Here is an 18,608-nt window from a genome sequence, read left to right on the forward strand (position 1 = left end):
TCCCTAAATAAGCTTAAAGCGTAATTAACTCTTTTGAAGAGTGAGATAAACGCTCATTACCTGTTTCGGTTACAACTGTATCATCTTCAATTCTACAGCCACCAACATTTGGAACGTAAATGCCCGGCTCAACGGTTACAACCATTCCAGGTTCAAGCTTTTGCTTGTCGTTCCGGAATGATAACCCTGGGCCTTCATGAACATCTAGCCCAATACCATGACCTGTGGAATGACCGAAGTATTGTCCATATCCTTGTTCTTTAATATAATCACGAGTCAAGTCGTCCGCTTCTTTACCAGTAATGCCGGCTTTTATTCCATCCATTCCACGCAGCTGTGCTTGTAAAACTGTATCATAGATCTTCTTAAGCTCGTCACTAATCTCACCAACAGCAACTGTTCGTGTAATATCAGAACAATATCCTTTATATAAAGCACCAAAATCTAACGTGACTAATTCTCCAGATTGAATCTCTTTTTCAGAAGCCACACCGTGTGGTAAAGCAGATCGATAACCTGAGGCTACAATAATATCGAATGAAGAAGAAGTTGCACCTTGTTTGCGCATGAAGAATTCTAATTCATTGGATACGTCGATTTCTTTAACTCCTGGCTTTATGTAGGACAGGATATGCTCAAATGCTGCATCTGCTATCTTAGTTGCTTCCTTTAATATCTTAATCTCATCATCAGTCTTAATCAAGCGTAATTTTTCTATGATACTTGATGTCGGAACAAATTCCGCTTCTAATACAGATTGATATTGTTCAAACACACTGTAAGTCACATGCTGCTTTTCAAAGCCAAGCTTTTTCAGACCAAGCTCTTTCGCTTGATTTGCTACTTCTTCATGTATAGGTGTTTTATGTTCTACGATTGCGAAACCTGTAGTTTCATTAGCTGCTTGCTCTATATAACGAAAGTCCGTAATGAAAAACGCTTCATCCGCTGTTACGAGAACGACTCCAGCTGTTCCTGTGAATCCAGTTATATAACGACGATTACGATCACTTGTAATGAGTAAGCCGTCTAACCCTTGTTCTTCTATACTGCTTCTCAACCGTTTCAATGTATCCATATAATCCTCCCCCTAAAATTGTTCTATAAATGTTTGTGCTGCTAGCTTGTATCCAAATGAACCAAGACCTACAATCTGGCCATAGCATACAGGAGCAAGCAGAGACGTATGACGAAATTCCTCCCGTTTATGAACATTTGATATATGTACTTCAATCACAGGGAGGTCAACTCCTGCAATAGCATCCCTAAGTGCTATGCTCGTGTGGGTATAAGCTCCAGGGTTAAATATAATACCCACATCTTGTCCTATAAACGCATGAATCTTATCAATCAGTTCCCCTTCATGATTGGATTGGAAAGATTCAAACTCCCATCCATTTGCCTCTACCATATCTTGAATGGAGGCTTCGATGTCTTGCAAGGTGCCTTTTCCATACACTCCAGGCTCCCGTTTTCCTAATAGGTTTAAATTGGGGCCATTTAATAATAGAATTTTTTTCACTATCTGATCTCCCTTCCTGATTAATTAAGGGAAATATTCCGACTCTTTTTAGGATAACATAGTCGATGCAACATTTGGGAGTGATTTAGCTAGGCTGGTTGTTTTGCTGATAATCATATGAAATGGAATACCCGATAAACGTTCCATATAAAATAAATAAACATAAGCTAGTTACAATCGTATCACTATCTAGTTCCCCTAACTGGGGTACTGCTGAAAATACAGGTTGGAACAAGAAGAACACGATAAACCAAAGCACTACACCAAAAGCCATTGATGGCCATATGCCCTTTGTATTTTTTAGTAGGCCGAAGTACAACGTAGCGATTAAAAGCGAGACGAGACCTACAACTAATATAGCAATAAGTTCTCCTAACCATTTGCTACTCCATTCATTTTGTACAAAAGAGCGAATCACAAAGCTGCCAGCTGAAACCGAAGAGAAATTAAAGAAGTAGGCAATTGTACCAACAAAGCTCCATAGAACTCCCCCTACGAAACCTGTGACTAAAGATTTGCTGATTACAGACATAGGCGCTTCTTTTTGGTTTTGCTCTAAATCAGGATTTTGTTTTTCTTCTTGATTCTGTTGTTCTTGATCTTTTTGTTCTTGTTCAGACATCTCCATCACCTCACAGTTTAGCATGACCAAAATCGAATAATTCCATGCTTTTATTTAAGAGGACTAGAGGTGAGCGCTTTTTTCTAGTAAAATGAAGGAAATAGATAATCATCAAGAGGATGGTGTGGCAATGAGCGACAAAACTAAACCAGCTTACGGAGGGCAAGCCGTTATGGAAGGCGTTATGTTTGCTGGCCAAACGAGTTATGTCACGGCTGTTCGTCGAAAAGACGAATCAATTGAATATTTTGAGCTAGAACGGAAAGAATCTAAAATAGAGAAGCGTTTAAAGAAAATTCCATTTATACGAGGGCTTGTTGCGTTAGTTCAAGCAAGTGCGAATGGAACGAAACACTTAAACTTCTCTAGCGAGCGTTACGATGTAGATCCAAAAGACGATGAGACCATTAAGAAAGAAGAAGATTCTTCTAAACTCGCAATGGCAATCGGAGTCGGAGCTGTAGGTGTCTTATCCTTCTTATTTGGGAAATTGATATTTACCTTAACTCCTGCTCTTGTAGCTGAGTTATTCCGTTTTGCGATCCCAGGCAAAACCGGACAGGTTCTATTAGAAGGGTTAATCAAATTTATCTTTCTACTCGCATATATTTACCTTATATCCCTCACTCCTATGATTAAGCGAGTCTTTGAATATCACGGAGCTGAACATAAGGTGATTAATGCTTACGAAAACGGGAAAGAGTTAACTATCGAAAACGTCCAAAATCAATCCCGTCTTCACTATCGATGTGGCTCTAGTTTTATATTGTTCACGGTATTTGTTGGGATTCTATTTTATTTACTGCCGTTCGTAGCTACGGAGCCGATGTGGTGGCGAATGGTAAATCGTATTCTTTTATTACCATTTGTCATCGGCGTCTCGTTTGAAGTGTTGCAGCTAACAAACAAAGTGCGAAATGTACCTGGACTTAAAGTACTTGGATACCCTGGATTATGGTTACAGCTATTAACAACGAAAGAACCTAAAGATGATCAGGTTGACGTTGCGATACATTCTTTTAAAAAAGTTCTAGAGAATGATAAAAACGCTTCTAAAAGTGGTATACAAGGTAGTAAGGTCATCTCATAATAAAGGATGGAATGCTGAAGGGAGGAAAAAAAGTTGGCTCACAAAATTATTAAACCTCTTACTTATTTTATTATGGCGTTAGCTTTAATTGGCATAGTTGTTCGATTATTTACGGATACGACTAGCTTTTTAATGGATATTCTCGTCACAGTCTTATTTGCAGCAGTCATCATCGGAATTGTTTACTTTATTTTCTCAAGGCGTAATGGTGGGACTTCGAATGAAATGAAGCAATACCGAAAGGCAGCCCGACAATCGAAACAAAAATACAAACAACCGACGACCTCTTCAAGCATAGCAAAAAAAATAAAGCCTTCTACCATTAAATCTAAAGTGAGTAGTAAGAAACAAAAGCAAAGAAAAGAAGCCCCTCACCTTCGTGTGATTGAGGGAAATAAAAGTAAAAAGAAAAATCGAGCTTCCTTCTAATAGAAGCTCGATTTTTTCTTTATCCACCCCAATCTCTTAAGAAAGTGGCTGCATGTTTCTCTCCAAGAGAAATTAATTTATTAATAGAAGCCTCACTTAAATCAAAATCAGTCGTCTCCACATCTTCAACAGGAATGAAAATAATATCTACTGCATCTGCTTTATGAATATATCTCGCATCATGAGCCTGCTTCATCGTTACAAATAAAGCATGAAACATCTCAATCGCGTTTTTAATCTTACGGGCTGGCAGTTGATCATTTCCATTACTCAGCTTCATACCAAGAATCGGCCTCGTCCGTCGCTCTAAATTTGATGTGAACACCCAGAGCGGAAAATTACTTAAAAGCCCTCCATCCACAATCAGACTTTTCTTTTGGTCTTTACTAACCATCTGTTCTGGTATAAAGAAGTAAGGAAGCCCTGCACTCATTCTTACGGCTTTCGCCACAGTAAAATCATTTGGAGAGATCCCGTATACTCTTTCCAAATCATCTGGAATCACTACAATTCTTCCTAATGTTAAGTCAGAAGCAATTACCTTTAACGATCCTTCAGGAAGGTCTCTAAAAGTGTAGACCCCTTTTTTTCCCAACATTTCATATACCCATTCCTCAAGTTTCTTACCTTTATATAAACCCATCCGAAAATATAAAAACAGCCAATTTGAAAAAGGGAACCAATTCCCCATTTTAGGAGGATCTAATAACTTCTTGAGGTGCAGCTCACGGAATAATTGATGAATTTGCTTACTTTTATATCCAGCAGCAAGAAACGAAGCTATAATAGCACCAGCAGAAGTCCCTGCCACACGTTCAAATTGATATCCTTTCTGTTCGACAACTTCAATCGCACCTATAAAAGCAATAGCTTTCACACCCCCGCCTGAGAACACGCCGTCAATCTTCATAAGACGCCCCTCCTTCCCCCTTTATAACTATCTATAATCACGAATGACATGTCCTAGACCAGAAACAGTAGCATAAACGCCCTCATTTGTAAGATTGGTATCGTCATTCCCCCATGTTTTTAGACGTAGCATGATCCTTTTTGGTCATTGTGAACCGGCTTTCAACATACAGATGCCCTTTTACGTCACTGCTCGTTCAATTTTGGTCATACCTAAGCTCTTTTTAGTCATTCCTTCTTACCTTTATGAACAGTTCTTTTTAGCTTTGAGCACTTCGTGAACGCTTTACGACATTGCGACGTATGCTTAAACAGTCTTGAGCTCAAATCTAAGAAACAGAATAATAATTCATAAAAAAAACACCTGAATATTCAGGTGTTTATTCTTCTTTCGCTTGTTCTTCATTTTGCTGTTGAACGAGTCGTAATTGTTCGATGCATTGAGGGTTTTCTTCGAAGAATTGAACTAGATCACCAATGCGGTCAATGGAATTCCAGCTCATATGGTGTTCAATCCCCTCTACATCTTCATATATATTCTCTTTATTAACGCCGATAATTTGTAAGAATTGCTCTAATAGCTCGTGACGGTACACTAGCCGTTTGCCAACTTTTTTCCCTTTAGAGGTTAACACAAGTCCCCTATACTTTTCGTAATTCAGATACTGATCTCGGTCTAGCTTTTGTACCATTTTCGTAACAGATGATGGATGGACTTGAAGATTTTCAGCGATATCTGAAACTCGTGCATAGCCTTTATCCTCTATTAGCATATATATTTGTTCAATATAATCTTCCATACTTGGTGTTGGCATAAAAATCCTCCAATTCTGCCTCAGCCTACTGTTAAAAATGATACACTAGATTCCTTTCAATGACAAGATTGTCTTATGTGAAATAACTGATCTTACTATTCGGAAAATATTCGTTAATGTAGGCTTCCATCGTACTTTTAATATCTTCTTGAGTTTCAGTTGGATAGACGTATTTGCCAATGCCATAACGCCCCCATTTATACTTTCGCTCTTCTTCATCCATTTCAAGCTTTGACTTTGGATAACGCTGGAGGATCACGCGCTTAGCTGGCTTTGTGAAGCGATGCTGAATCAGTTCAAATGTTAAATCTTCCTCATCTACAGAAGATCCTTTCAGCTGCTCATGGAGATGCGCAAACATTTTGTGGTACCCTTCTTTCCACGTATCATCATATAAATAGATTGGGGCCACAATAAAACCTAACGGATACCCTGCATCAGCTACTTTTCTGGCTGCTTCTAGTCGCTTATCTAATGAAGAAGTGCCTGGTTCAAAGTTTTTTATGACATAATCAGCATTTATGCTAAAGCGAAAACGTGTGTGACCATTGTGCTCCGCATCTAATAAATGGTCTACATGATGGTATTTCGTAACAAAACGAAGGCGTCCTTTTTTCTGATCCCCCATAAATTCAATGGTCTTCTTTAATGAGTGAGTAAGGTGATCAATTCCCACGATATCTGACGTACATGCTGCTTCAAAGCGGGTTGGCTCATCACGTTCTAAGATGTATTGATGAGCCTGATCAAAGATTTCTTCTAAATTAACGTATGTTCTGATATATGGCTTTTTGCCAAGAGTTGTTTGTAAATAACAATAATGACAGTGACCCATACAGCCTGTGGCTAAGGGAATCGCGTACTCCGCTGAAGGCTTAGATGTATCAAATTTCAGTGTCTTCCTAACTCCTAGGACGAATGTATTCTTAGCGTTAGCATACTGTCGTAATTCATTATCTCCTGGGATTCCTCGCACTTGGTTATGGGAAGTTGTTTCTCTTATCTCAATCCCTTGGTCCTTGAACTTCTGATAGAGATCTTGTGCTAACTTATACTCCATCGCTCGTGGTTCGACGTATACAAGTTTAGGCATAAATGGTTTCATACAGTTCACTCCTTTATGCCTTAGTATCACCAACTCTTGTGAGGTATTGCTGGTAATGAATGTATCTTAAAGATTAAAAGTGCAGGCGTGGTGCCTAGGACCGTACGGATAAGTCAGCTTTTTGGAAAAGGCGATTAGCCTTTGGAAAAAAGATGACTTATCTCGCTAGGTCCTCCACGCCGGAACTGGATAGGCTCCTCACTCCGCGGGAGTCTCGTAGTCCCCAAGCCTGCCCTTATGTTAATTAGGTGAACGGACCCACTTATTATATTTGCTCTTAAACCGTCACATCCTGTAACTACTTCGAACGCCCCCACATCGTGCGGGGCGGCGGAAAGCGGATGATTTCTCAGACTGTCTTATGCTCAAATCTGTAAACTTAAGCATTCTCTCAGCTTTGAGCCTTCCATAAAAGGTGACAAAATGGAACACTCAACTACTATCATTAAAGGGAGACCTATATAAAAAGCGCGTTGAGAGTTTATACTCTCACGCGCTTTTTAAGGTTTCTTTCTTATAGTCCACACTTCAGCTGAGCGCCACAGTTTGTACATGTGTTACAGCCACCAGCGTCTTGAATTTTACCTTCGCGACAGACTGGGCATGTGTTGCCGACTTCAGAACCGATGGTTACATCCGTCTTATCTAATTCATGAACCGTATCCATTAGAACAACTTTACGGTCATCTTCAAATAGTTCTTGTTGTTCCTCGAATGAGTTGTCCTCTGCTTTGAGCGTAAGAACCTGAGCGTCACGGCTTCCGTCTACATAGACCGTTCCACCTTTTGCTCCTCCTCGGTACAAACGCTGATACACTTGTTCCACTTGTTCAACAGAGTATCCTTTTGGAGCGTTTACGGTTTTAGAAATAGAGCTATCCACCCAGCGCTGAATCACACACTGCACATCCGCATGCGCTTCTGGTTCAAGTTCCATTGCCGTTACGAACCAATCAGGCAGGTTGTTTGGATCTTGCTCAGGGTGTTGACGAAGGTACTCTTCTAAAATATCAGCCTTCACTTCGATAAACTTACCAAGGCGGCCGCTTCGGAAATAAGAGAAGGAGAAGTATGGCTCAAGCCCTGTAGATACGCCTACCATTGTACCCGTAGATCCTGTTGGAGCTACAGTTAAGAGGTGTGAGTTACGGATTCCGTAGTCTAGTATACCTTGGCGAATATCTTCAGGCATGCCTTGCATGTATCCGGTATTAATGAACTTCATGCGAAGCTCTTTGGTTTCTTCTTCTGTTTGACCTTCTAAGAACGGGAAACTTCCTTTTTCTTTTGCGAGTTCAATGGAAGTGCGGTAAGCGGTAGTGGCGATCGTTTCAAAGATCTCGTCCACTACTTTATTCCCTTCTTCAGAGCCATAGGCCGTTTCCGTGTAGATTAATAAATCGTGTAGTCCCATTACTCCAAGACCAATACGGCGCTCACCTAGAGCTTGCTTCTTGTTTTCTTCAAGGAAATAAGGAGTAGCATCGATCACATTGTCCTGCATACGCACACCTGTTTGAACGGTGTTTCTTAACTTTTCAAAGTCTACCACTTTCGCTTCTTTATCGGCTACAGAAGCAAGGTTAACGGCTGCAAGGTTACAAACAGAATATGGTGCTAGAGGTTGTTCACCGCATGGATTTGTCGCTACTACCTTATGTCCATAACTTGTTGCATTTGTTTTATCGTTCGCATTGTCAATAAAGAAGATGCCTGGCTCCGCTGAATAGGTAGCGCAGATATTGATTAAGTTCCATAGGTCTTTCGCTCTCATACGGCGATACGTACGAACTTTATATCCCTTATCCGCCCATTCGCGAACGTCACCAGATTCGTGCCACTCTTCATTGTACGCTTTCATTTCTTCTTTTGTATAACTCTCAACATCCGGGAAGCGAAGATCATACATTTCATCATTCTCAACAGCGTCCATGAAGTCGTTTGTTAAACAAACAGAAATGTTCGCACCTGTCAGGAACTCAGAGTTGTGCACATCATAATTTCCACCGAGATCTAGTTTTTCTTGTGCATCAGCAATGGCTGCATCTGTAAAGCCACCTCTTCCTTCAACGTTCTTATAATTGACGATGCTTTGATACATGTCACGCTCTGTTGCGGATAGAGGAGTAAATTTCAATTTGGCTTTCGCTTGTTGTTTGATGACTTCATCATCTACATTCTCAATCAAGAAGCGAAGGATACGTGGGTTTTGCATCTTCGAGATGATGAACTCCACGATATCTGGGTGCCAGTCTGCTAACATAATCATTTGAGCACCACGTCTTGATCCGCCCTGTTCGACAAGGTGGGTCAGTTTTGCAATATCATCTAACCAAGAAACAGAGCCTGATGATTTCCCGTTTACGCCTCTTGCAAGTGCGTTACGTGGACGTAGTGTTGAACCGTTTGTTCCAACACCGCCACCGCGACTCATAATCTCCATAACTTGCTTGCGGTGATCGGAAATGCCTTCACGGGAGTCTTGAATAAATGGCATGACGTAACAGTTGAAGTACGTTACATCCGTTTCAGAACCGGCTCCGTATAAAACACGGCCTGCTGGGATGAAGTTCAAGTTAGACAGCTCATTGTAAAACTGCTGGAATGATTCTTGTCTTTTCGCTTCATCAGTTTCAACAGCAGCTAGTCCAGTTGCGTTACGTTTAGCGATCTGCTCATAGAAAACCTCAAGAGGCTTATCAATAACGTCTAGTTTACGATTGATAATGCCTGTTTCTACTTCTTCTGGCTTATCAAGTACGCTTCTGAATTCTGGCTCTACTTTCACTTCAGCTTTTGCCTGTTGCCAATCAATTGAGACAATGTAACCTAATCCTCTAGCTGGGAATTTAGGATCGTCTTTAACCGTAAGTACAACAAAGTCCCCTTTAGTAAGCGTAACTTTCTCAGTATCTTTAAAAGCATAACGGTCTAGCATCACCAAACGGGATACACCAGCGTGTGTGATGTTCATATCCTCTGTTACCGGATGTACTTGTTGAAATAAACCGATATCTTTATTAAGTTGTTCTATGTTGATTTGATTCATTGTTTCATTTGCGGTTTGCATGAGCATACCTCTCCTCTACCATAAAAAAGTGTCGGTTGAACTCGACATAATCTAGATGATAACTCTTAAAAGCCCGTCGTTCAACTAATACATATAACATACCACAAAAACGAGTGAGCAAACAATATATTGTGTTCGACATTTTCGATACACCCATATATTGTGTTTTGAACAATGTATAGAAAAATTGTCAATCGCAAAATTCGCCAAGATTTGAAGCAAATAGAAGAAATATAAAGAGAAAAGATGCATTTATGGACAGAACGTATTTTTTTCAAGATTGCTCTTCATTACCTGTCTAGATCCTTCACACATACAGGATGATTGCTCACAAAAAATAATCCCTCATTTATTTAACAGCACTCCCTTTCATCTAATATCTCTACGATGAATCTCGAACGATTAAAAACCATATGTTGTTCGTCTTAATAACCGGAATAAAGAATCGATCATCTATTTATGGCCATTATTTATGTCTTACATATAGTTATAAGACTCCCTTCGCTTCTTCTATATGTAGAAGTTCCCCATCAAAAATTTCATCCAGTAGGAGACTTGACATACGCGTTATACTGACAATGTGAAAATTTAAAAGCACTACCTAATCTAGCTTTAGAAAAAAACTTTGAATCTTATTATAAAGCAAACTATAATAGAGAAAGAAGATAGAACTATAGGGGGAAGATTAATGACCGGATTATGGATACTACTTGGCTTACTTGTTGTCATTATCGGCTATGGCGTCATTAAGTATATGGCTCAACGTCGTTATTTGAAAACATTAACCTCTGAAGAATTCAGACAAGGTTATCGTAAAGCTCAATTAATTGATGTGCGCGAACCAAACGAATTTAAATCAGGCCACATTTTAGGGGCCCGTAATATACCCGTTACTCAATTGAAGCAACGCTTACAAGAAGTTCGCCCTGACAAACCCGTTTATCTATACTGTCAGAACGGATCACGCGCTGCTCGTGCTGCTACTCTCCTTCATAAGAAGGGATACAATGACTTAAATCAGCTACAGGGCGGATTTAAGAAATGGGATGGAAAAGTTAAATCAAGCTAAGCCTAAGAGTGATTTAATGTTTCCTTATTCAAAAAGACTCCTCAACATTGAGGAGTCTTTTCTTTGTTCATTTATTTCAGATAACGTAGAACAGGCTTACGAGCAGCAGTCGTTTCATCCATACGCCCTACAATCGTCGTATGAGGAGCTTCCTGAACAATTTCAGGATGATCTTTAGCTTCCTGATGAATTTGTCTCATTGCTTCAATAAACTCATCTAGCGTCTCTTTCGCTTCAGTTTCCGTAGGTTCAACCATCATGGCTTCTTCTACGTTTAACGGGAAGTAAATCGTAGGCGGATGATAGCCGAAATCAAGGAGACGTTTGGCCATATCAAGTGTTCTAACGCCAAGCTTTTTCTGACGCTTCCCTGATAGCACGAATTCGTGTTTACAATGCTGTGAGAACGGTAGATCAAAATCTTTCTCAAGTTCTCTCATCATATAGTTCGCATTTAAAACAGCGTATTCACTTACTTGCTTTAACCCTTTAGCCCCCATTGTCCGGATGTACGTATAAGCCCGAACATTAATTCCGAAGTTCCCAAAGTAAGGCTTAACGCGTCCGATCGAATCTGGACGGTTATCATCAAAGACGTAACGTTCTTGTACCTTTGTTACGATTGGCTTTGGCAGATATGGAGCTAAATCACTCTTCACTCCAACTGGACCAGAACCAGGACCACCCCCACCATGAGGACCAGTGAATGTTTTGTGCAAATTCAAGTGGACAACATCAAACCCCATATCCCCTGGGCGAGCGTATCCAAGAATCGCATTTAAATTGGCACCGTCATAATACAGTTTACCACCTGCTTCATGGATGATCTCGGCCATCTCTAAGATTTCTTCTTCAAATAAGCCAAGCGTATTCGGATTTGTTAGCATGAGAGCAGCTGTGTTCTCATCAACTACACGCTTTAAATCATCTAAATCAACAAGCCCTTTTTCATTCGATTTAACCGTTACTGCTTCAAACCCAGCTACTGTTGCAGAGGCAGGATTCGTTCCATGTGCAGAATCAGGTACAATTACTTTCGTACGATTATAGTCCTCATTCGCTTCGTGGTAGGCACGAATCATCATAAGTCCTGTCCACTCACCATGAGCTCCTGCAGCTGGTTGGAGGGTAACTTGATCCATACCTGTAATGGCTTCAAGAGATGTCTGAAGATCATACATTAAACCTAGTGCTCCTTGAACCGATTCAGGAGCTTGCATAGGATGAATGTGACTAAATCCAGGCATACGAGCTACATCTTCATTCATTTTAGGGTTGTACTTCATCGTACAAGATCCTAGTGGATAAAACCCTGAGTCCACACCGTGATTCCGTTTGGAGAGAGCCGTATAATGACGCATAATCTGCAGTTCACTTACTTCAGGTAAATCAGCATCGTCGCTTCTGACGTATGGGACTTCAATGTCTAAGTCTACCTCTGGTACATCTAAATCAGGCAAACTAAACCCTACGCGTCCTTCTTGACTATGTTCAAAGATGAGCGGAAAATCTTCGTTACGCATATACATCCCCCAATTCCTTCACAAATCGATCGATCTCTTCCTTTGTACGCATTTCGGTCACGGCTACAAGCATATGGCCACCTAAATCAGAATGGACCCTTTCTAGGTCAAGACCACCAATCATCCCTTTTTCTTGAAGCTTTTCATTTAATGTCGTTACAGAACCTTGAACTTGGAGAACAAATTCATTAAAGAAAGCATTTGAATACAACACTTGGAAGCCAGCATCTTCGAACTTCTTCTTCGCATAGCGCGCTTTTTGCATGTTTTGATAAGCCATTTCTTTAACGCCTTTCTTACCAAGCGCGCTAAGTGCTACAGATGTACCAAGTGCATTCAAGGCTTGGTTAGAACAAATATTAGATGTGGCTTTATCCCTTCTAATGTGTTGCTCTCGAGCTTGCAACGTTAACACAAAGCCTCTTCGTCCTTCTTCATCTTGTGTTTGGCCTACAAGACGCCCTGGAACTTTTCTCATTAGTTTCTTAGTCGTAGCGAAATATCCACAGTGCGGTCCACCAAACTGAGCAGGAATACCGAACACTTGAGTATCGCCTACAACAATATCCGCCCCAAATTTACCTGGTGGTGTGAGATACCCAAGGGCTAGAGGATTACTTGAAACAATAAACATTGCTTTTGAATCTTTTAAGATCTCTTGAACGTCTTCTAAAGGCTCAATTTGTCCGTAGAAGTTCGGATATTGAATGACAACCCCTGCAGTTTCTTCATCTAATTCATCCGCTAACATAGATAGGTTTGTTAATCCTTCTCTTGCTTCAATCTCAACCACTTCAATGTTTTGTCCCATTGCATAGGAATGAATAACTTCTAAAGAGTGAGGGTGAATCGCTTTAGATACAAGAACTTTTTTCTTTTTTGTTTGTCCAGCGCTTAACGTCACTGCTTCAGCAAGTGAGGTGCCCCCGTCGTACATAGATGAGTTAGATACTTCCATTCCTGTTAGCTCAGATATCATCGTCTGAAATTCAAAGATCGCTTGTAACTCTCCTTGAGAAATCTCTGGCTGATAAGGTGTGTAAGCTGTATAGAATTCGGAACGAGACAGTACATGATCTACAATGGAGGGAATGTAATGATCATAAACCCCTGCCCCCAGAAAAGATGTGTAGTCTTTCGTATTGATGTTCTCACCAGCTAGTTGAGCCAATTCTTTCATTAACTCTGGCTCGCTTGCGCTTGGCTTTATGTTTAACTCCCCTTTGAAACGAACCTTCTCAGGAATATCACTAAATAAAACATCTGTTGATTCAACGCCAATACTCTCTAGCATAGATCGTTTATCATGATCGGTCATGGGTAAATATCGAAATGTCATTGTAAAACCTCCCTATCCTTATCCTTACCGCTTATAAAAGGGTGTCGGTATAACTTTTGCTTTCAATAATCGTTTGCGAACCTGAACCAGGAGTTCCGTGTCGGGCTCCGTATATTGATTAGGAACAACGGCAAGACCTATATTTCTCTCTAATGTCGGAGACTGTGTACCTGTAGTAACAAAACCAATTTCCTTGTCGCCATCAAATACTTTATAACCGTGGCGTGGAATCCCTTTATCGATCATTTCAAGACCTACTAGTTTCCGGTTTGTTCCTTCTTCTTTTTGCTTCTTAAGAACATGCTTACCAATAAAGTCACCTTCTTTATCCACTTTGACAGCAAATCCAAGTCCAGCTTCAATCGGCGTAATATCTGCACTTAGTTCCTGACCATATAATGGAAGTTTTGCTTCAAAACGAAGCGTGTCCCTTGCCCCAAGACCAACAGGAAGTACCCCATCCTTCTCGCCTTCAGTAAGAATGGCTCTCCAAAGCGCTCCCCCCGCCTCAGGATGAATATAAATCTCAAATCCATCTTCTCCTGTATAACCCGTACGAGAAACAAGTGCTCCATGTTCAACACTACTAAAGGAGACATCCTGCAAGAATCGGAAGAATTTGATTTCAGAAAGATCCTGATCCGTTAAACGTTGCAAAATCGCTTCAGCCTTCGGTCCTTGAATAGCGAGTTGGACATATTGATCAGAAACGTCATGAAGCGTTGCGTTTTCCGTTAAATTTTCCTTTAGCCATTTGAAATCCTTGTCTGTATTCGCTGCATTCACCACAAGCAAATAGGATTGTTCCTGCAATTTATAGACAATCAGATCATCAACCGTCCCGCCATCTTCATAGCAAAGAAACGTATATTGCGCCCGGTTAGTTGTCAATTTAGTCACATCATTCGTGAGCATCTTTTGCAGATAAGCTTCACTTTCTGGTCCCTCTACTAAAATTTCTCCCATATGAGAGACATCAAATAGACCTGCGCTGTTTCTCGTTGCGTGATGTTCTTCTTTAATAGATGTAAATTGAACAGGAAGATCCCATCCTCCAAAGTCAACTGTTTTTGCTCCCCAATCCCCGTAATGAGGGTGAAGTGGTGTACGTTTTAAATCAGCCATTTTTAAAATCCCCCTATGTACATAATCGTTCGAACTTGCGCTATTTTTCTGAAAATTAAACATAAAAAAACAGAGAATACACGATTACCGTGTCATTCCCTGTCCGTTAACCAGAAAGTTTCGCAGTAGATCTTGGCTGCTTTCTTCTTGGGTGGCCTTACGTAGGCACTCTCCAGAGGTGCGTCCTACAAGAGTCTTTTTGCCTGAGAGATTCACATCACTGTTTGCTCCTTCGGCGCCGCCAAGTTACTGCGGTCTCTCCTCTTGTAATCATTCGCGATAATAATATTTTCATAAATGGTTCATACTAATTCATAAACATTACGGAATAGTAAACACTAGTTTACAAATTCACTGTCATTATATCACACGGTTTTTGGACTGTGCACAAAAATTTATTGCTTTTAAAGGTAGGGGTACGCATGAATCCATCTATACAGATCGATACGTCTATTGATCCAATAGTCGCAACGAACTTGCAGTCAGAAGGCCCTTTTGCTTCATGGGAACTATTCCAGATGGCTTATGAAACATCAAAGCATGTTGCAACACCTGAATTTAAAGGGCTACAATCACCTAAATACTTACCTCACGTCGACTTTCTCCCTCATCAATTAAATTGTGCTGAACAAGTGGTGGAAGAAATGAGCGGACGCGCAATCCTAGCAGACGAAGTAGGTCTTGGTAAAACGATAGAAGCAGGATTAATTTTAAAAGAATACATGATTCGTGGACTTGTCAAAAAAGTACTCATACTAGCCCCAGCCTCTCTCGTCAATCAGTGGGTACAAGAAATGAATCAGAAGTTCTATATCCCTGCAGCAGCCCAAAGAAAATCTGCTATATGGGACTATGATGTTGTCGTATCTTCTATTGATACAGCTAAGCGACCTCCGCACCGAGAGAAACTTTTAGAAACAGAATATGACCTTATTATCATCGATGAGGCTCATAAATTAAAAAACCACAAGACGAAAAACTACGCCTTCGTCCGATCACTAAAAAAGAAATACTGCCTTCTTCTTACGGCTACTCCGGTGCAGAACCACTTGGTTGATATTTTTAATTTAGTATCCATTTTAAAACCAGGTCACTTAGGAAACTATGAAGACTTCACAAAACGATTTGGAAGAAACCGAAACCAACTCTCAAATGATGAACATCTAAAAGAATTAGTTAAGAAAGTTATGGTCCGTAACCGTCGCGATGAAACAGGTGTCGATTGGACAAAGCGTAACGTAGAAACCGTCTATATTGATTTCACAGAAGAAGAAAAGAATGCTTACGAAAAGCTGTCTGAAGTTACAAGCGGAGGGATGGCTTTTTCCAACATCGTTCTGTTGCGAGAATTATGTTCAAGCCGTGAAGCGTGTTTTCTTTCTATTCAGAGTATGTTGAAGAATGAAGAGATCCATCCTTCAAGAGCCGAACAACTACAAGAGATGATTGGCTACATTGAGAAAATGCCTCATCACGCGAAAGCGCAAAAAGTGGTTGACTTAATCTCGAAAACGGATCAAAAATTCATTATCTTCACGGAGTATAGAGCTTCTCAGTACTATCTTCAGTGGTATTTACAACAGCACGGCATTACATCCGTTCCATTCAGGGGGGGCTTTAAGAGAAGTAAAAAGGATTGGATGAAGCAACTCTTCCAAAACCAAGCCCAGGTTCTGATAGCAACAGAAGCTGGAGGCGAGGGAATTAACTTGCAGTTCTGTAACAATATGATTAACTACGACTTACCTTGGAATCCGATGCGCCTCGAACAACGAATTGGACGAATCCATCGGTTTGGACAGAAAGAAGACGTTAATATTTACAACTTTGCCATTCGAGACACAATTGAAGAACATGTTCTTTCTCTTCTTTATGAGAAAATCCACCTCTTCCAAAGAGTCGTCGGGAATTTAGATGCCATCTTACAAAAGCTAGAGCTTGATAATTTAGAAGATGAAATTCAATCGATCTTTACGGAGTCTTCAACAGACGGGGAAATGAAAGTTAAGCTCAATAACTTATCTTCCGTTATTTCGTACGCGATGGAACAAGATCAGGAGGTGGAAATGGATGGAACAACAGGCGCTTCATAATTTCTTACACCGCTATTTTACCGCCAATGAATGCTCGATTTTAGAAGACCGTGATGGTGTTATGAAAGTTCAGTTAACAGAAGAGCAAGATGAGGTGCTGATGAACCGACCGTTTTACTGGAACTATGTAAAGAGGGTGAATGGAAGAGGGATCCCTATGCAAGTCACTTTTATTACGAACCCAAACCGCCGTGAAGAAAAAGGGGAATGGCTGCACTTTGGCTCCCCTCGTGTTCACCAGATGTTTCAGATGCTACGAAAAAAAGGGCAACTCACAAGGCAATATGAACAAGTAGAGACGAACCAACAGACAAGCCTTACGCCATGGCTTATCCTGAATGCATCGATCAATTATAAAGGGACGCAGAAACGACAGGAAATCGTCTCATTAGGTCTTCAGTTGATCAACGGAAGTATGATCCCGCAATTCATGGACCGTTTAGGCTCGATCTCCCTTTCCCCTAAGATTCCAGACTACTGCTTTACGTTAACACCCATTATTAAGCTGCCAAGTGCATTAAAACGGATAGAAGCCTATATACATGGAAACGTTACAAAACAAGACCTTTCTTGGGGCGAAGATGCATTACGGTTGTTAGAAGAAGAAAAACAATTATTAGAGCACTTTTATAAAAATGATGTTCAATCCGAAGATGATGAAGAGGAAGCTGTCGAGCAAAAAGCCGAAGCACTCGAAAGGCTCGAACGAGAGCAAAGCGCTCTTCAAAAACGATATGAACCTAAAATTGAATTAGACATAATTAATGCAGGAATGATTTATATTAGTCAGTCCACTTCCTCTAAATTGATTACAGACCACCTAAATAACTAAAAGCAGCGTCTGAATTATTTAGACGCTGCTTTTACCAATATATTGTGGTGCTTCAAAACACAAAAAAGTCGCATGATCTAATGAAGAACACGCGACTTTACTACTATGGAATGGATATTATTTAACATGCTTTTTAAACATAAACTTCAAAGCAAAAGGCAACATACCAAACCATCTAGAACTTATAGCTTCTTGTTGTTTCTTTTGTTCTTTTCTTTTCTTTCGTTCATCTTCAGGTAGATCCATATACTTCACAATTTCTTGAGTCATAAATTTCACATAGTCATTTCCAGACATAGATCCTCACCTCACATTAGGTGTACATCAGTAGTATGTCCAAAAATCCTTATTTTATAACGTCCACTACTTGAACAACGATCTCATCCACAGTCCGATCCGTCGTGTTAACCGTCACATCAGCCCATTCTTTATAAGTAGGCAGTCGCTTTTCAAACAAAGCACGCCTTTTAGTATGATCTTGATTCCAAAGCGGTCTGTTCGGATCCTCTTGTAGACGTTCTATAATCGTATCAAAATCAGTATGTAAATATATAATTTCACCGGAACTTTCCATCACAGCGTGATTACCAGGCGTTTCAATGATCCCACCACCAGTAGCAATAACTGCTCCTTTACTTTTCACTGCGCGTAAAGCTTCTGCCTCATACTTACGGAAAGAAGCTTCCCCACCTTCAGCAAAAATATCTGGTATGCTCTTGCCGTTCCTTTCCTCAATCGACTGATCTAAATCAATAAAAGGCTTTTGCAGTCGCTCAGCCAATTGTTTTCCGACGCTGGATTTACCACTTCCCATAAACCCAATTAAATAAATAGTTTGCAAAACTGCTCCTCCTTAGTGTAACTGCTGATCTAACGTGGCCTGAATCAATGTCATAAGCCTCGGAGACACAGAATTAGGATCAACCATGCCATCTTTCTCTGTTTTTACTTCCATAAGGTCTTTTAAAATTTCATGTTGAGCATCCCCAAGATCAACGCCACCTTGCTCCAATGCAAACTTTAGTGCATACACTCGTTCATGCAAAACTTCTCGATCCAACATCA

Annotated in this window: 18 protein-coding genes and 2 riboswitches; of the genes, 5 read left to right on the top strand and 13 right to left on the bottom strand. The window is 40.4% G+C overall.

Annotation, left to right across the window (positions count from 1 at the left end):
- Positions 1-13: 13 nt before the first annotated feature.
- From ACYX4O_RS13730 to ACYX4O_RS13740, 3 genes are all read right to left on the bottom strand, one after another.
- Positions 14-1,078, bottom strand: a complete 1,065-nt coding sequence (locus ACYX4O_RS13730; RefSeq protein WP_476351619.1) for a M24 family metallopeptidase — start codon at positions 1,076-1,078, stop codon at positions 14-16.
- A gap of 12 nt (positions 1,079-1,090) precedes the next feature.
- The gene (gene aroQ, locus ACYX4O_RS13735) at positions 1,091-1,522 is read right to left on the bottom strand and encodes a type II 3-dehydroquinate dehydratase (RefSeq protein WP_476351620.1); all 432 of its coding nucleotides are present in this window, start codon (positions 1,520-1,522) and stop codon (positions 1,091-1,093) included.
- 85 nt (positions 1,523-1,607) lie between these two features.
- On the bottom strand, positions 1,608-2,144 hold the full coding sequence (locus ACYX4O_RS13740; protein WP_476351621.1) for a YqhR family membrane protein: 537 nt from the start codon (positions 2,142-2,144) through the stop codon (positions 1,608-1,610).
- A gap of 130 nt (positions 2,145-2,274) precedes the next feature.
- On the opposite strand from ACYX4O_RS13740, the gene ACYX4O_RS13745 reads away from it, so the two are divergent.
- Both ACYX4O_RS13745 and ACYX4O_RS13750 read left to right on the top strand, forming a co-directional pair.
- The gene (locus ACYX4O_RS13745; RefSeq protein WP_476351622.1) at positions 2,275-3,234 is read left to right on the top strand and encodes a DUF1385 domain-containing protein; all 960 of its coding nucleotides are present in this window, start codon (positions 2,275-2,277) and stop codon (positions 3,232-3,234) included.
- Positions 3,235-3,267: 33 nt separating this feature from the next.
- A complete protein-coding gene (locus ACYX4O_RS13750; protein WP_476351623.1) occupies positions 3,268-3,663 on the top strand; it encodes an SA1362 family protein in 396 nt (131 codons plus the stop codon).
- 19 nt (positions 3,664-3,682) lie between these two features.
- Here ACYX4O_RS13750 and ACYX4O_RS13755 read toward each other — a convergent pair whose 3' ends face one another.
- From ACYX4O_RS13755 to ACYX4O_RS13770, 4 genes are all read right to left on the bottom strand, one after another.
- On the bottom strand, positions 3,683-4,573 hold the full coding sequence (locus ACYX4O_RS13755; RefSeq protein ID WP_476351624.1) for a patatin-like phospholipase family protein: 891 nt from the start codon (positions 4,571-4,573) through the stop codon (positions 3,683-3,685).
- Positions 4,574-4,952: 379 nt separating this feature from the next.
- The gene (gene mntR / locus ACYX4O_RS13760; RefSeq protein ID WP_476351625.1) at positions 4,953-5,387 is read right to left on the bottom strand and encodes a transcriptional regulator MntR; all 435 of its coding nucleotides are present in this window, start codon (positions 5,385-5,387) and stop codon (positions 4,953-4,955) included.
- Positions 5,388-5,460: 73 nt separating this feature from the next.
- Complete coding sequence (gene splB, locus ACYX4O_RS13765) at positions 5,461-6,492, bottom strand: spore photoproduct lyase (protein WP_476351626.1); 1,032 nt, start codon at positions 6,490-6,492, stop codon at positions 5,461-5,463.
- 514 nt (positions 6,493-7,006) lie between these two features.
- Positions 7,007-9,562, bottom strand: a complete 2,556-nt coding sequence (locus tag ACYX4O_RS13770) for a vitamin B12-dependent ribonucleotide reductase (RefSeq protein ID WP_476351627.1) — start codon at positions 9,560-9,562, stop codon at positions 7,007-7,009.
- 688 nt (positions 9,563-10,250) lie between these two features.
- On the opposite strand from ACYX4O_RS13770, the gene ACYX4O_RS13775 reads away from it, so the two are divergent.
- Positions 10,251-10,631, top strand: a complete 381-nt coding sequence (locus ACYX4O_RS13775; protein ID WP_476351628.1) for a rhodanese-like domain-containing protein — start codon at positions 10,251-10,253, stop codon at positions 10,629-10,631.
- Positions 10,632-10,702: 71 nt separating this feature from the next.
- On the opposite strand, the gene gcvPB is transcribed toward ACYX4O_RS13775, so the two are convergent.
- From gcvPB to gcvT, 3 genes are read right to left on the bottom strand one after another with little or no spacing between them, the layout of a single operon-like run.
- Complete coding sequence (gene gcvPB, locus ACYX4O_RS13780; RefSeq protein ID WP_476351629.1) at positions 10,703-12,154, bottom strand: aminomethyl-transferring glycine dehydrogenase subunit GcvPB; 1,452 nt, start codon at positions 12,152-12,154, stop codon at positions 10,703-10,705.
- Positions 12,147-13,493: an aminomethyl-transferring glycine dehydrogenase subunit GcvPA gene (gcvPA, locus tag ACYX4O_RS13785; RefSeq protein ID WP_476351630.1), complete on the bottom strand. Its 1,347-nt coding sequence runs from the start codon at positions 13,491-13,493 to the stop codon at positions 12,147-12,149. The genes gcvPB and gcvPA overlap by 8 nt, the downstream gene beginning before the upstream one ends.
- Before the next feature lie 24 nt (positions 13,494-13,517).
- Complete coding sequence (gcvT, locus tag ACYX4O_RS13790; protein ID WP_476351631.1) at positions 13,518-14,618, bottom strand: glycine cleavage system aminomethyltransferase GcvT; 1,101 nt, start codon at positions 14,616-14,618, stop codon at positions 13,518-13,520.
- 97 nt (positions 14,619-14,715) lie between these two features.
- Positions 14,716-14,796, bottom strand: a riboswitch (glycine riboswitch).
- 3 nt (positions 14,797-14,799) lie between these two features.
- A riboswitch (glycine riboswitch) is annotated at positions 14,800-14,892 on the bottom strand.
- Between the two features lie 148 nt (positions 14,893-15,040).
- Between gcvT and ACYX4O_RS13795 the strand changes: the two genes are divergently transcribed.
- A complete protein-coding gene (locus tag ACYX4O_RS13795; RefSeq protein WP_476351632.1) occupies positions 15,041-16,711 on the top strand; it encodes a DEAD/DEAH box helicase in 1,671 nt (556 codons plus the stop codon).
- The gene (locus ACYX4O_RS13800) at positions 16,689-17,543 is read left to right on the top strand and encodes a YqhG family protein (RefSeq protein WP_476351633.1); all 855 of its coding nucleotides are present in this window, start codon (positions 16,689-16,691) and stop codon (positions 17,541-17,543) included. The genes ACYX4O_RS13795 and ACYX4O_RS13800 overlap by 23 nt, the downstream gene beginning before the upstream one ends.
- Before the next feature lie 117 nt (positions 17,544-17,660).
- On the opposite strand, the gene ACYX4O_RS13805 is transcribed toward ACYX4O_RS13800, so the two are convergent.
- The 3 genes from ACYX4O_RS13805 to ACYX4O_RS13815 are packed head-to-tail and all read right to left on the bottom strand — an operon-like array spanning position 17,661 to position 18,603.
- Positions 17,661-17,840, bottom strand: coding sequence for a YqzE family protein (locus ACYX4O_RS13805; protein WP_036782096.1), 180 nt, complete (start codon positions 17,838-17,840; stop codon positions 17,661-17,663).
- Positions 17,841-17,889: 49 nt separating this feature from the next.
- Complete coding sequence (locus ACYX4O_RS13810) at positions 17,890-18,384, bottom strand: shikimate kinase (protein WP_476351634.1); 495 nt, start codon at positions 18,382-18,384, stop codon at positions 17,890-17,892.
- A 12-nt stretch (positions 18,385-18,396) separates the two neighbouring features.
- The gene (locus tag ACYX4O_RS13815) at positions 18,397-18,603 is read right to left on the bottom strand and encodes a hypothetical protein (RefSeq protein WP_476351635.1); all 207 of its coding nucleotides are present in this window, start codon (positions 18,601-18,603) and stop codon (positions 18,397-18,399) included.
- Positions 18,604-18,608 lie beyond the last annotated feature (5 nt).

The sequence above is a fragment of the Pontibacillus sp. ABV4_188 genome, assembly GCF_056311905.1.

Bases quoted from the DNA above. Each gene is read 5' to 3' on its own strand.
- ACYX4O_RS13730 (WP_476351619.1), bottom strand. From the start codon at position 1,078: ATGGATACATTGAAACGGTTGAGAAGCAGTATAGAAGAACAAGGGTTA.
- ACYX4O_RS13740 (WP_476351621.1), bottom strand. From the start codon at position 2,144: ATGTCTGAACAAGAACAAAAAGATCAAGAACAACAGAATCAAGAAGAA.
- ACYX4O_RS13745 (WP_476351622.1), top strand. From the start codon at position 2,275: ATGAGCGACAAAACTAAACCAGCTTACGGAGGGCAAGCCGTTATGGAA.
- ACYX4O_RS13755 (WP_476351624.1), bottom strand. From the start codon at position 4,573: ATGAAGATTGACGGCGTGTTCTCAGGCGGGGGTGTGAAAGCTATTGCT.
- mntR (WP_476351625.1), bottom strand. From the start codon at position 5,387: ATGCCAACACCAAGTATGGAAGATTATATTGAACAAATATATATGCTA.
- splB (WP_476351626.1), bottom strand. From the start codon at position 6,492: ATGAAACCATTTATGCCTAAACTTGTATACGTCGAACCACGAGCGATG.
- ACYX4O_RS13770 (WP_476351627.1), bottom strand. From the start codon at position 9,562: ATGCAAACCGCAAATGAAACAATGAATCAAATCAACATAGAACAACTT.
- ACYX4O_RS13775 (WP_476351628.1), top strand. From the start codon at position 10,251: ATGACCGGATTATGGATACTACTTGGCTTACTTGTTGTCATTATCGGC.
- gcvPB (WP_476351629.1), bottom strand. From the start codon at position 12,154: ATGCGTAACGAAGATTTTCCGCTCATCTTTGAACATAGTCAAGAAGGA.
- gcvPA (WP_476351630.1), bottom strand. From the start codon at position 13,493: ATGACATTTCGATATTTACCCATGACCGATCATGATAAACGATCTATG.
- gcvT (WP_476351631.1), bottom strand. From the start codon at position 14,618: ATGGCTGATTTAAAACGTACACCACTTCACCCTCATTACGGGGATTGG.
- ACYX4O_RS13795 (WP_476351632.1), top strand. From the start codon at position 15,041: ATGAATCCATCTATACAGATCGATACGTCTATTGATCCAATAGTCGCA.
- ACYX4O_RS13800 (WP_476351633.1), top strand. From the start codon at position 16,689: ATGGAACAACAGGCGCTTCATAATTTCTTACACCGCTATTTTACCGCC.
- ACYX4O_RS13805 (WP_036782096.1), bottom strand. From the start codon at position 17,840: ATGTCTGGAAATGACTATGTGAAATTTATGACTCAAGAAATTGTGAAG.